Here is a 12,389-nt window from a genome sequence, read left to right as displayed (position 1 = left end):
TTAAGCAAGCGCTTTACTCTATAGATCATCATGCGTGAAAGCGTTGATAGCTGTCAGCTTTTTTGTTTCAGAAGGTTTGCCTGGATTAAAAGCAACGCTAATTAACGCTTTATCGCCAGAAGTGACCCCGTTACCCTGCCAGCGAGGCGAAGCGGGTATAGGAATTTTCGCTAAACCGTGCATACTGTGCGCTTTTTGATGGCCTGAGCGAGGGGTTTTCGCGCCTCTTAGACTCCAACAAAAGATAACTCTATGAGCTCGGATAATAAGCAGTCACTTCGCGGATTAACGCTGGCCGCCATTGGTGTTGTTTACGGGGATATCGGCACCAGTCCGCTGTATACCTTGCGTGAATGTCTCTCCGGACAGTTTGGCTTCGGCGTTGAGCGGGAAGCGGTGTTTGGCTTTCTGTCGCTGATTTTCTGGCTGCTGGTGCTGGTGGTCTCACTGAAATACATCAGCTATGTGATGCGTGCCGACAACGCCGGTGAAGGCGGGATACTGACACTGATGTCGCTGGCTGGACGCCATACCGGTGCGCGGGCCACGGCAGTACTGGTGATCATGGGCCTGATTGGGGGCAGCTTCTTCTATGGGGAAGTGGTGATCACGCCAGCCATTTCGGTGATGTCCGCTATTGAAGGCCTGGAGATTGCCGCGCCGTCGCTGGATCCTTTTATCGTGCCGATGTCGATTGCGGTGCTGACGCTGCTGTTTGCGATTCAGAAACATGGCACCGGCATGGTGGGCAAACTCTTCGCGCCGGTGATGCTGGTCTGGTTCCTTGTGCTGGCGATCCTTGGGGTCAGCGGCATCATGAAAAATCCGGAAGTGCTGCATGCGCTGAATCCCGCTTATGCGGTCGAATTCTTCGTGCACTATAAATCTGTCTCATTCTTCGCGCTTGGCGCGGTGGTGCTGGCGATTACCGGGGTTGAAGCGCTCTATGCCGATATGGGGCACTTCGGTAAAGTGCCGATTCGACTGGCCTGGTTCTCGGTGGTACTGCCGTCGCTGGCACTGAACTATTTTGGTCAGGGTGCGCTGTTACTCAGCGACCCTAAAGCGATTAAAAACCCCTTCTTCCTGCTGGCGCCGGAATGGGCGCTGATCCCAATGCTGATTCTGGCGACCCTGGCCACCGTTATCGCCTCGCAGGCGGTGATCTCTGGTGTCTTCTCGCTGACGCGTCAGGCGGTGCGACTGGGCTATCTACCAGGTATGCGCATCATCCACACCTCTGAGCGTGAATCGGGTCAGATTTATATTCCGGTAATCAACTGGGTGCTCTATTTCGCGGTGCTGATTGTGATTATCAGCTTTGAGCATTCAAGTAATCTGGCTGCCGCCTACGGTATTGCGGTGACTGGCACCATGGTGCTGACGGCGATGCTCTCCTGCACCGTGGCGGTTAAAAACTGGCACTGGAACAAGCTGGCGGTTGCCGTCATCCTGGTATTAATGCTCTGCATTGACGTGCCGCTGTTTACCGCCAACCTGGTGAAAATCTTCTCCGGTGGCTGGTTGCCGCTCTGTCTCGGCCTGGTGATGTTTATCATTATGACGACGTGGAAAAGCGAGCGTTTCCGCCTGCTGCGCCGTATGCACGAACATGGCAACTCCCTGGAGGCAATGATCGCGTCACTGGAGAAATCGCCGCCGGTTCGCGTACCGGGCACGGCGGTCTATATGTCACGTGCACTGAATGTGATTCCATTTGCCATGCTGCATAACCTCAAGCATAACAAAGTGTTGCATGAGCGGGTGGTGCTGCTGACGTTGCGAACTGAAGATGCGCCTTACGTGCACAACGTGCGTCGCGTCACTATTGAGCAGCTGTCGCCGACTTTCTGGCGCGTGGTGGCGAGCTACGGCTGGCGCGAAACGCCAAACGTCGAGGAGATTTTCCACCGCTGCGGTCTGGAAGGTCTTAACTGCCGCATGATGGAGACGTCGTTCTTCATGTCACATGAATCGCTGATTATCGGCAAACGTCCGTGGTATCTGCGCCTGCGCGGCAAACTCTTCCTGGCGCTGCAGCGCAATGCGCTCCGTGCGCCAGACCAGTTTGAGATCCCCCCAAACCGGGTGATCGAGCTGGGCACTCAGGTCGAGATTTGATCTGCAGCGTCCGCCTTACGGGGCGGGCGCTGACCAGCGCAGCGTGACGCATAATCCGCCGCCGGATCGCTGGCTGAAGGTGACCTGCATTCCGTGCAACTGGGCAATGTTGCGGACTATCGACAATCCCAGCCCGCTACCACTCTTCTCCTGGCCCGGCGGTCGCCAGAAACGTTCTCCGAGCCGTTGCAGATCCGCTGCACTCAGACCCTCGCCATTATCCTCCACCGACAGGCTGTTTGCCTGCAACCGCACATCAACCTCACTGCCCGCAGGCGTGTAGCGAATGGCGTTATCCAGCAGATTCCGCACCAGCAGTGACAGTAACAGCGGATGCCCCTGAATCAGCGGATCGGCCTCTGCGAGAAGGCGCAGCGTCACACCGTTTTTGTCCGCCAGAGGCAGCTGTGCGGCGAGCGTCTCCTGCACCGTGCGTTTCAGCGACACAGGTTCGAAGGCGCTGCGCACATCATCGGCTTCAACCCGCGAGAGCGTCAGCAGCTGATCCACCAGCCGCGTTGCGCGGACAATCCCGGCATCCAGCTGCTGCAGCGCATGGGTTCGCATGACTTCGTCATCTGCAGTCAGCTGGATCACTTCGCTTTGCACCTGCAGCGCGGCCAGCGGACTGCGCAGTTCATGCGCGGCATCGGAGGTAAAGCGGCGTTCACGCTGCATCATGGCGCTAATGCGGCTGAACAGACCATTGAGCGCGACCATCAGCGGTTGCACCTCTTTTGGCACGCGGTCTGGCTGTAGCGGCGTATCATCATCGGCCGAACGCTGCGCCAGTTGTTTTGCCAGCGTCTTCAGCGGCCGCAGTTCAGACCAGACCAGACCGATAAGCAGAAGCAACATTAAAGGCAGCGCGATTAGCCAGGGCAACATGCTGGCCTTCATCAGATCCCGCGTCATGTCATCGCGGTATTCCGACTCCTGGCCCACCACCACCCGGAACTGCTTATCAGGCGTGGTCAGCCAGACAAATCGCCAGCTATCGTCGTCATTGGTGAGCTGCCCTTCATGAAATCCCTGATGCTCCGCCTCAAACGGCAGATAACGGCCGTTGTCGCCATCATTCATCACCTGCCTGCCGTCACGCGTGAAGACAGCAAAGGCCAGTGCATCATCATCCTGTTCGCCACGATGGTGGCGCAGCATCTCTTTGGTTCTGGGCAGTGTGGTATTGTCCAGCGAGGAGAAATCCAGCGTCAGCAGACGCTTAGCCAGCAGCATCTGCTGGGTATCAAAGAGCTCATCCAGGGTTTCACGCGTCTGATGCCAGGCACTCAGGCTGGCACTGGCCCAGCAGAGGCCGAGCAGCAGCACAAAACCGATGCCCAGCCGCAGAAACAGACTCATTGATCGCATTCGGCGGCCCCCAGCGTATAACCGACGCCATGCAACGTGCGGATAAATGTGCTGCCCAGCTTTTTACGCAGATGATGGATATGCACTTCCACCGCATTGCTGGAGACGTCGGCGTCCCAGCTGTAGAGCTTCTCTTCCAGCTGGCTACGCGTCAGCACCCGGCCTGGATTGCGCATAAAGAGTTCCAGCAGCGCCAGTTCACGACTTTTCAACGCAATCGTCTCACCCTCGCGCATCACACTGTGGCTGCCGGGGATCAGCACCACGTTACCGTGACGGAGTTCGGGCTGCAGCTGGCCGTGACGGCGGCGGATCAGCGCCTGTAAGCGAGCGGCCACTTCGGTTAAGGCAAAAGGCTTGCATAGATAGTCATCAGCGCCCAGCTGCAGGCCTTTGACCCGCTGATCGAGCGCATCGCGGGCGGTCAGTATCAGTACCGGCACATCGTTGCCCTGCTGTCGCCACTCCCGCAGGATATCGAGTCCATCCCGCTCGGGCAGTGAAAGATCCAGAATCACCGCATCCCAGGGGGCGGCCTCCAGCGCGTTAAAGCCGGACTCACCAGACATAAACCAGTCAACGCTAAAGCCCAGCTTACTTAGCCCCGCTTTGATACCGTCGCCAATTAAGCGATCGTCTTCAATCAGTAAAATACGCATCACGTCTCCCTGTTCCGATAGCGCTTTATACGAAGCAACTTCCCTGGTGTACAGCTGATTTCGGCGAAAATCGCTTATTTTTAACGCTTAAGAAGCTGTTAAGAACTCTGTGGTCAACTGGGCGTATTCAAACCGAAAACACCACTGAAAAGAGGTACACCATGAAAAAGCATGCTGCAATTCTGGCCGTCGTTATGCTGGCTTCCGCCCCGGTTTTCGCTGCGCAGCAGGGCGGATTTGTTGATCCCAGCGCGCCAGCCACGCAGACACAGTCAGCAGCCGGACAGGGTGGCTTTAGTGCAGACCACACCAGTGTGGTGACCGTGAAGCAGGCTGAAGAAATGAAAGATGACAGCTGGATCACCGTGCGCGGCAAACTGGAGAAACAGACCGGCAAAGAAGATTATCTGTTCCGCGACCAGACCGGCACCATGAAAGTCGAAATCGACCACAAGCACTGGAACGGCCAGACAATCACGCCCAAAGATAACGTAGAGCTCACGGGCGAACTGGATAAAGATTTCAACAGCATTGAGATGGACGTTAAGCAGGTTAAAAAGCTGCCTTAATCTTTTGCTTCAGGGTCGCATTTGCGGCCCTTTTTTCTGCCCGTTCCCCGCCTTAATGCAAATTTCCCCTCGCGTGAGCGAAACGTTTCGATGGCGATCACAGATTTCTTCTTTGCCCGTTGAGTTGATGGCGCCTTTTCATACACTCCCATCAGCGAAACGTTTCGCTGTGGAGTGAAAAGATGAAAAAAGGTCGCTTGTTAAACGCTGAACTCTCTCATGTGATTGCCCGCCTGGGACACACGGATACGCTGACGATTGCCGATGCAGGCTTGCCGATTCCGGCAGGACCGCAGCGTATCGACTTAGCGCTCACGCCGGGTACGCCCGATTTTATGCAGGTGGTGAATGCTGTCGCACTGGAGATGCAGGTAGAGAGCGCCCTGATCGCGGAAGAGATTAAGCAGCATAATCCGCAACTTCATAGTGCGCTTGTCGCTGTGCTCGAAGCCTTGCAACAGCACCAGGGGAATATCATCACCATCAGCTACACCAGTCATGAACAATTCAAACAACAAACGCAGCGTAGTCAGGCGGTCATTCGCAGCGGAGAGTGTTCTCCGTTTGCGAATGTCATCCTCAGCGCCGGTGTGACCTTCTGAGGCCGCTATGCAACCTTTACTGCAACTCGACGGCATTGAAAAATCCTTTCCGGGTGTGAAAGCCCTCAAGGGTGCATCGCTGAATGTTCGGGCAGGACGCGTGATGGCGCTGGTGGGCGAGAATGGCGCAGGCAAGTCCACCATGATGAAAGTGCTGACCGGGATCTATCAATATGATGCCGGTACGCTGCGCTGGCTCGGCAAAGAGACCCGTTTCAGTGGACCGAAAGCGTCTCAGGAAGCGGGCATTGGCATCATCCATCAGGAACTGAACCTGATCCCTCAGTTAACCGTGGCGGAGAATATCTTTCTCGGTCGCGAATATGTAGGTCGTTTTGGCCGTATTCAGTGGCCGCGTATGTATGCCGAAGCGGATGCGCTGCTTAAACGTCTTAGTCTGCGCTTTAACAGCCACAAGCTGGTCGGGGATCTGTCGATTGGCGATCAGCAAATGGTCGAAATCGCCAAAGTCCTGAGCTTCGAATCACAGGTCATCATTATGGATGAACCGACCGATGCGCTGACCGATACCGAGACGCTGTCTCTATTCCGCGTGATCAACGAACTGAAAGCGCAGGGCTGCGGCATCGTCTATATCTCGCATCGCATGAAAGAGATCTTTGAGATCTGCGATGACGTCACGGTGTTCCGCGACGGCCAGTTTATTGCTGAACGTCCGGTCAGCGAGCTGACCGAAGAGAGCCTCATCGAGATGATGGTCGGACGTAAGCTGGAAGATCAATATCCTCATATCGATCAGGCGCCAGGCGATGTGCGACTGAAAGTGAAGAACGTGAGCGGACCAGGTGTAGAGAACGTCAGCTTCAGCCTGCGCAAAGGTGAAATCCTCGGCGTTTCCGGCCTGATGGGTGCGGGGCGTACCGAACTGATGAAGGTGCTGTACGGCGCATTGCCGCGTCGCGAAGGCAATCTGTGGCTCAATGGCCGGGAAGTCGTGACGCGTTCTCCGCAGGATGGACTGGCGAATGGCATCGTCTATATCTCCGAAGATCGTAAGCGTGATGGCCTGGTGTTGGGCATGTCAGTAAAAGAGAACATGTCTCTGACGGCCTTGCGCTATTTCAGTCACGGCAGCGGCACGCTGAAACATGCAGCAGAGCAGCTGGCGGTGGGCGATTTTATCCGTCTGTTCAATGTTAAAACGCCGTCTATGGAGCAGCCGATTGGCCTGCTTTCGGGCGGCAACCAGCAGAAAGTGGCGATTGCCCGCGGTCTGATGACCCGGCCCAACGTGCTGATTCTGGATGAACCGACACGCGGTGTGGATGTCGGTGCGAAGAAAGAGATCTACCAACTGATTAACCAGTTTAAAGCCGAAGGGCTGAGCATCATCCTGGTCTCCTCGGAAATGCCGGAAGTGCTGGGCATGAGCGATCGGATTCTGGTGATGCATGAAGGCCGTATCAGCGGCGAATTTACCCGAGAAGAGGCCACTCAGGAAAGCCTGATGGCAGCCGCCGTAGGCAAGCAACACAGCGAGGATTTAGTGGTATGACGACCCAAACTTTACCGGCCAGCCGTCGCTGGTTTAGCAAAAGCTGGCTGCTGGAACAGAAGTCACTGATTGCGCTGATGGTGCTGATCGCCGTGGTGGCCAGCCAGAGTCCGAACTTCTTTACCGTGGCGAACCTGTTCAACATTCTGCAGCAGACCTCGGTTAACGCCATTATGGCCGTCGGGATGACGCTGGTGATCCTGACCTCAGGCATTGACCTCTCTGTGGGTTCTTTGCTGGCCCTGACGGGCGCAGTGGGTGCATCGCTGGTGGGCATGGAAGTCAATGCGCTGGTCGCGGTGGCGGCTTCGCTGGCACTGGGCGCGGCAATCGGTGGCCTGACCGGCACCATTGTGGCACGCGGCAAGGTACAGGCCTTTATCGCCACGCTGGTCATGATGTTATTGCTGCGCGGTGTGACCATGGTCTACACCGACGGCAGCCCGATTAACACCGGCTTCAGTGCCAATGCCGATCTGCTGGGCTGGTTTGGTATTGGTCGCCCACTGGGTATCCCTGCGCCGGTCTGGCTGATGGCGCTGGTCTTTATTGCCGCATGGTACATGCTGCAACACACCCGCCTGGGCCGCTATATCTATGCACTGGGTGGTAATGAAGCGGCAACGCGTCTCTCTGGCATCAATGTGAATCGCGTCAAAATTATCGTCTATTCACTGAGTGGCATGCTGGCTGCGCTGGCGGGCACCATTGAAGTGGCGCGTCTCTCTTCGGCACAGCCGACAGCGGGCACCGGCTATGAACTGGATGCAATTGCTGCGGTCGTGCTGGGTGGAACCAGCCTGGCCGGCGGTAAAGGCCGTATTTTCGGCACCCTGATTGGCGCGCTGATTCTCGGCTTCCTGAACAACGGCCTGAACCTGATGGGCGTCTCTTCCTACTACCAGATGATCGTTAAAGCGGTAGTCATCCTGCTGGCGGTGCTGGTGGATAATAAAAGCAGTAAATAACTCTGACCTTACACAGGATAACAAGATGAAAAAGTTAACCGCACTGGCCATGATCCTCGGCGCCACACTCAGTACCAGCGCCATGGCAAAAGATACCATCGCGCTGGTGGTCTCAACCCTGAACAACCCGTTCTTTGTTTCGCTGAAAGAGGGTGCACAGAAAGAAGCCGATAAACTGGGCTACAACCTGGTGGTGCTGGATTCACAGAATAACCCGGCGAAAGAGCTGGCGAATGTGCAGGATCTGACCGTTCGCGGCACGAAGCTGCTGCTGATCAACCCGACCGACTCTGATGCCGTGGGTAACGCCGTGAAGATGGCTAACCAGGCGAAGATTCCGGTTATCACCCTGGATCGTGTTGCAGCTCAGGGCGCCGTTGTCAGCCATGTCGCTTCTGACAACCGCTTCGGCGGCAAAATGGCCGGTGACTTTATCGCCAAAAAAGTGGGCGAAAACGCCAAAATTATCGAACTGCAGGGCATTGCCGGCACATCTGCTGCCCGTGAACGTGGCGAAGGCTTCAAACAGGCCGCTGATGCGCATAAATTCCAGATCCTCGCCAGCCAGCCTGCTGACTTTGACCGTACTAAAGGTCTGAACGTGATGCAGAATCTGCTGCAGGCACACCCGGATGTTCAGGCGGTATTCGCGCAGAACGACGAAATGGCACTGGGTGCACTGCGTGCACTGCAGACCGCCGGAAAAACTGGTGTGATCGTGGTGGGCTTTGACGGCACGGCTGATGGCGTTAAAGCGGTAGAAGCTGGCAAACTGTCTGCGACTGTGGCACAGATGCCAGAAAAAATTGGCATGATCGGCGTGGATACCGCTGATAAAGTGCTGAAGGGTGAAAAAGTGCAGGCGGTCAATCCGGTCGACCTGAAGCTGGTCACTCAATAACTCAAAGAAAAGCAGGGCACCGCGCCACCCTCCCGGTGGCGCACTTATTCCGGACTCCCCTAATGAGCAAAAACGCAAAACTGGCCGTTCTTGGCAGCATCAACGCTGACCACATCCTTAATCTGGCGCACTTTCCTCGTCCCGGTGAAACGGTGATCGGGCAGAATTATCAGATTGCGTTTGGCGGTAAAGGTGCAAATCAGGCGGTAGCCGCTGGTCGTGCCGGTGCCGATATCGCATTTATCGCCTGTGTGGGCGCTGACGACATGGGTAAACGTATTCGTGAGCAGCTTACGCAGGACAATATTGATACCACGCCAGTCGAGGTGGTCGAGGGCGAGTCGACCGGTGTGGCAATGATTTTCGTCAACGGTGACGGTGAGAACAACATTGGCATTTACTCTGGTGCCAATGCGGCGTTAACACCCGATTGCGTGGCGCGTCATCAGCATGTCATCGCCGATGCTGATGCACTATTAATGCAGCTGGAATCACCACTGGAAAGCGTACTGGCCGCTGCGACGCTTGCCCGGCAGCATCATACGCAGGTTATCCTCAATCCGGCTCCCGCTACCTCTCTTTCAGATGAACTGCTGGCATTAATCGATATTATTACGCCGAATGAGACCGAAGCCGAGAGCCTGACCGGCATTGCAGTCAACAGCGATGAAGATGCGGCACGCGCTGCGGAAGTGCTGCATGCCAAAGGCATCGGCACGGTACTGATTACGCTTGGTCGCCGCGGCGTCTGGCTGAGCGAGCGGGGAGAAGGTCAGCGTATTGCAGGCTTCAGTGTTAAAGCTATCGACACCATCGCGGCGGGTGACACCTTTAACGGTGCCTTTATTACCGCGCGACTGGAGCAGAAGCCAATGTACGACGCGGTGCGATTTGCCCATGCCGCCGCCGCTATTGCCGTTACGCGACCGGGTGCACAGCCCTCCGTGCCGTGGCGCACGGAGATCGATGATTTTTTGCAGCAGCAGGGCTAAGCATTTGAGCACCATGAAAGATGTTGCTCGCCTGGCGGGCGTCTCTACCTCAACTGTCTCGCACGTGATCAATAACAATCGCTTTGTCAGTGATGGCGTGCGCGAAAAAGTTGAGCAGGCGATACGTCATCTCAACTATGCCCCTTCTGCGCTGGCACGCAGTCTGAAAATTAATCAGACCCACACCATCGGTATGCTGCTGACCACCAGTAGTAACCCCTTTTATGCCGAAGTGGTGCGCGGTGTGGAGGAGAGCTGCTATCAGCGTGGCTATAGCCTGATTCTCTGTAACACGGCGGGTGACGAGGAGCGAATGAATCGCAGCCTGGAAACGTTGATGCAGAAGCGTGTCGATGGTTTGCTGATGATGTGCACTGAAAGTCACCTGCCTTCGGCAGATATTCTGAACCGTTATCCTTCTATACCTACGGTGATGATGGACTGGGCACCCTTTGAAGGCCGCGGTGACATTATTCAGGATAACGCGCTGCTGGGCGGCGAACTGGCTACTCAGCATCTCATCGACTGCGGTTATACCCGTATAGCCTGTATCGCCGGTCCACAGGATAAAACCCCTGCGCGTATGCGCCTGGAAGGTTATCGCAACGCCATGACAAAGAGTGGCCTGGAGATTCTGCCCGGCTATGTGGTGAATGGTGATTTTGAATTTCAGGGGGGCTACAACGGGATGGTCGAACTGCTGGCGCTGGAAACGCCGCCAGAAGCCGTCTTCACCAGTAACGATGCAATGGCGGTCGGCGTTTATCACGCGCTCTATCAGGCCGGGATGGGGATTCCGCAGCAGATGGCGGTGATGGGATATGACGATATTGAACTGGCGCGTTATCTCACTCCACCACTGAGTACCATCCATCAGCCGAAAGATGCGCTGGGTGAACTGGCGATAGACACCTTAATTCATCGTCTCAGCGATCCCGACGCCAGTCAGCAAACGCTGGTGCTGACGCCGGAACTGGTGGTGCGGGGGTCGGTTTAGCGCTTTTTCTTCTTGTCACGATTGCTGATCAGATTACGTCCATCCCCGTTTTTCAGCAGCATAAAGGTCAGCGCCGAAAGTACGGTAACGATACCCATAGTCAGAAACGTGGCATGGAACTGTGAAATGGTGCTGGTTTCAAACTCCTGATAAAAGCGCAGCACCGCAGCGCTGACGGCCACACCAAAACTGATCGCTAATTGCTGCGTTACTGCCAGCACGCTATTTCCGCCGCTGGCGTTATCATCATTCAGGTCGGCCAGCGTAATGGTGTTCATGGCGGTGAATTGCGTAGACATCGCCATGCCGAGAATAAACAGTGGAAGCAATAGTACGAAGATACTTTCAGCGGGTGACTGCAGGGAGAAGCTGGCGATCAGGATGCCAATAATGGCGGTAATGCCGACCAGCAGACGGCGGTAGCCCAGCCAGCGCAGGAGTTGTGTCACCGTCGACTTCGCCAGAATCGAACCCAGGGCGGTTGGCGCCATCATGCAGCCTGCAATGATCGCGGAAAAGCCAAATCCAACCTGTAACATAAGCGGCATCAGAAAGGGCACACAGCCGGTGCCGAGACGAGAGGCAATGTTGCCGACGATGCCGACTGAGAAGGTCCGGGTTTTAAACATCGGCAGGTTGATCAGCGGTGAAGGGTGATTTCGGGCATGCACTATATAGAGGAGTAAAAGCACGATCCCGCTGAGTAATATCCCGCCGGCCAGCCAGGCAGAAACAATCCGCTCACCGAACAGCTCAATCCCAATCGAGATCATCACGAGTCCAGCCCCGAATAATATGAAGCCGAAAAAGTCGAAGCGGCGCTTAGGTGTGGTGAAGTCCGGCATATATTTGCGTGCGTAGATAATGCCGAGAATGCCAATCGGGATATTAATCAGGAAGATCCAGTGCCAGGTGGCGTAAGTGACGAGTACGCCACCCAGCATCGGGCCCAGTATCGGCCCGACTAAACCTGGCATGGTCACAAAGTTGAGTACCGGCAGCAGTTCACTGCGTGGATAGGCACGTAACAGTGCCAGTCGCGCGACCGGCATCATCATTGCGCCACCGACGCCCTGTACGATGCGCGACATGACCAGCACCGAAAGCGTCGGTGAGAGTGCACAAGCCAGTGAGCCAAGGGTGAACAGCGATACCGCCACAATAAACACTTTGCGCGTGCCGAAGCGATCGGCGAGCCAGCCGCTGACCGGAATCAGCATAGCGACAGTCAGGGTGTAACTGATGACGGCGGATTGCATGGCAAGGGGAGAACGGTCGAGGCTGGTGGCGATAGCGGGCAGGGCAGTGTTCAGTATGGTGGCGTCGAGTGACTGCATGAAAAAGGCCATAGCAGCTATCCATGGCAAACCAGCCATGCTGCGCGCGGATTTTATCATTGAGTGTCCTTCCTGGGGTTATCCTGCGAGAAGAAGCAAAATAATAGCACCCGCAATCGGCAACGGCAGGTCTCTTTACAACGTTTCGTTGCCACTTTTGTGCGTTATTCGGCCATGAAACGTCTCTTTTTAAGCCGTTCGTTTAAAAAAGAGGCGCTCAGTAAATTAATTCGAAGAAACACTTGTCAGCCTGAGGAAACTCCCTATAATGCGCCTCCATCGACACGGAACACCGGCAACGGGAAGCGGGTTGAGAGGCACAGGGGACTGCGCCGCCGGAGAAAAACTTCTGAAAT

11 protein-coding genes are annotated in these 12,389 nt (G+C 55.7%); 8 read left to right on the top strand and 3 right to left on the bottom strand.

The window, feature by feature from the left end; translation table 11 throughout:
- Nucleotides 1-252: 252 nt before the first annotated feature.
- Nucleotides 253-2,121: a low affinity potassium transporter Kup gene (gene kup / locus LQK91_RS18435; protein WP_003849489.1), complete on the top strand. Its 1,869-nt coding sequence runs from the start codon at nucleotides 253-255 to the stop codon at nucleotides 2,119-2,121.
- A gap of 15 nt (nucleotides 2,122-2,136) precedes the next feature.
- On the opposite strand, the gene qseC is transcribed toward kup, so the two are convergent.
- Both qseC and qseB read right to left on the bottom strand, forming a co-directional pair.
- On the bottom strand, nucleotides 2,137-3,492 hold the full coding sequence (gene qseC / locus LQK91_RS18430; protein ID WP_105099986.1) for a quorum sensing histidine kinase QseC: 1,356 nt from the start codon (nucleotides 3,490-3,492) through the stop codon (nucleotides 2,137-2,139).
- Nucleotides 3,480-4,151 carry a quorum sensing response regulator transcription factor QseB gene (qseB, locus tag LQK91_RS18425; RefSeq protein ID WP_003849485.1) on the bottom strand — a complete coding sequence of 224 codons (672 nt, stop codon included), beginning with the start codon at nucleotides 4,149-4,151 and terminating at the stop codon, nucleotides 3,480-3,482. The genes qseC and qseB overlap by 13 nt, the downstream gene beginning before the upstream one ends.
- A gap of 161 nt (nucleotides 4,152-4,312) precedes the next feature.
- Here qseB and LQK91_RS18420 point away from each other — a divergent pair, with 161 nt between their 5' ends.
- The 7 genes from LQK91_RS18420 to rbsR all read left to right on the top strand — a co-directional run bounded on the left by LQK91_RS18420 (nucleotide 4,313) and on the right by rbsR (nucleotide 10,696).
- Complete coding sequence (locus LQK91_RS18420; protein ID WP_003849484.1) at nucleotides 4,313-4,720, top strand: YgiW/YdeI family stress tolerance OB fold protein; 408 nt, start codon at nucleotides 4,313-4,315, stop codon at nucleotides 4,718-4,720.
- A 182-nt stretch (nucleotides 4,721-4,902) separates the two neighbouring features.
- Nucleotides 4,903-5,322: a D-ribose pyranase gene (gene rbsD, locus LQK91_RS18415; protein WP_003849483.1), complete on the top strand. Its 420-nt coding sequence runs from the start codon at nucleotides 4,903-4,905 to the stop codon at nucleotides 5,320-5,322.
- A gap of 7 nt (nucleotides 5,323-5,329) precedes the next feature.
- Complete coding sequence (rbsA, locus tag LQK91_RS18410; protein WP_105099985.1) at nucleotides 5,330-6,838, top strand: ribose ABC transporter ATP-binding protein RbsA; 1,509 nt, start codon at nucleotides 5,330-5,332, stop codon at nucleotides 6,836-6,838.
- Complete coding sequence (rbsC, locus tag LQK91_RS18405) at nucleotides 6,835-7,806, top strand: ribose ABC transporter permease (RefSeq protein WP_003849479.1); 972 nt, start codon at nucleotides 6,835-6,837, stop codon at nucleotides 7,804-7,806. Before rbsA ends, rbsC begins: the two co-directional genes overlap by 4 nt.
- Before the next feature lie 25 nt (nucleotides 7,807-7,831).
- Complete coding sequence (gene rbsB, locus LQK91_RS18400) at nucleotides 7,832-8,707, top strand: ribose ABC transporter substrate-binding protein RbsB (protein WP_105099984.1); 876 nt, start codon at nucleotides 7,832-7,834, stop codon at nucleotides 8,705-8,707.
- 62 nt (nucleotides 8,708-8,769) lie between these two features.
- Entirely contained in the window at nucleotides 8,770-9,699 is a 930-nt protein-coding gene (rbsK, locus tag LQK91_RS18395) for a ribokinase (RefSeq protein WP_008926365.1), read from the top strand.
- Between the two features lie 13 nt (nucleotides 9,700-9,712).
- Nucleotides 9,713-10,696 (top strand): ribose operon transcriptional repressor RbsR, encoded by a 984-nt coding sequence (gene rbsR, locus LQK91_RS18390; protein ID WP_105099983.1) that lies wholly within the window; start codon nucleotides 9,713-9,715, stop codon nucleotides 10,694-10,696.
- Here rbsR and mdtD read toward each other — a convergent pair.
- On the bottom strand, nucleotides 10,693-12,093 hold the full coding sequence (gene mdtD, locus LQK91_RS18385; protein WP_003849472.1) for a multidrug transporter subunit MdtD: 1,401 nt from the start codon (nucleotides 12,091-12,093) through the stop codon (nucleotides 10,693-10,695). The two genes, rbsR and mdtD, sit on opposite strands and share 4 nt — an antisense overlap.
- Nucleotides 12,094-12,389: the final 296 nt, after the last annotated feature.

Source organism: Pantoea sp. MHSD4 (genome assembly GCF_021043305.1).
In the GTDB taxonomy this organism is placed as follows: Bacteria; Pseudomonadota; Gammaproteobacteria; order Enterobacterales; family Enterobacteriaceae; genus Pantoea; species Pantoea eucalypti.
The sequence above is the reverse complement of the archived record's forward strand: the minus strand, read 5'-3'. Positions and strand labels throughout refer to the sequence as shown.

Coding starts and splice junctions, on each gene's coding strand:
- kup (WP_003849489.1), top strand. CDS start 253: ATGAGCTCGGATAATAAGCAGTCACTTCGCGGATTAACGCTGGCCGCC.
- qseC (WP_105099986.1), bottom strand. CDS start 3,492: ATGCGATCAATGAGTCTGTTTCTGCGGCTGGGCATCGGTTTTGTGCTG.
- qseB (WP_003849485.1), bottom strand. CDS start 4,151: ATGCGTATTTTACTGATTGAAGACGATCGCTTAATTGGCGACGGTATC.
- LQK91_RS18420 (WP_003849484.1), top strand. CDS start 4,313: ATGAAAAAGCATGCTGCAATTCTGGCCGTCGTTATGCTGGCTTCCGCC.
- rbsD (WP_003849483.1), top strand. CDS start 4,903: ATGAAAAAAGGTCGCTTGTTAAACGCTGAACTCTCTCATGTGATTGCC.
- rbsA (WP_105099985.1), top strand. CDS start 5,330: ATGCAACCTTTACTGCAACTCGACGGCATTGAAAAATCCTTTCCGGGT.
- rbsC (WP_003849479.1), top strand. CDS start 6,835: ATGACGACCCAAACTTTACCGGCCAGCCGTCGCTGGTTTAGCAAAAGC.
- rbsB (WP_105099984.1), top strand. CDS start 7,832: ATGAAAAAGTTAACCGCACTGGCCATGATCCTCGGCGCCACACTCAGT.
- rbsK (WP_008926365.1), top strand. CDS start 8,770: ATGAGCAAAAACGCAAAACTGGCCGTTCTTGGCAGCATCAACGCTGAC.
- rbsR (WP_105099983.1), top strand. CDS start 9,713: ATGAAAGATGTTGCTCGCCTGGCGGGCGTCTCTACCTCAACTGTCTCG.
- mdtD (WP_003849472.1), bottom strand. CDS start 12,093: ATGATAAAATCCGCGCGCAGCATGGCTGGTTTGCCATGGATAGCTGCT.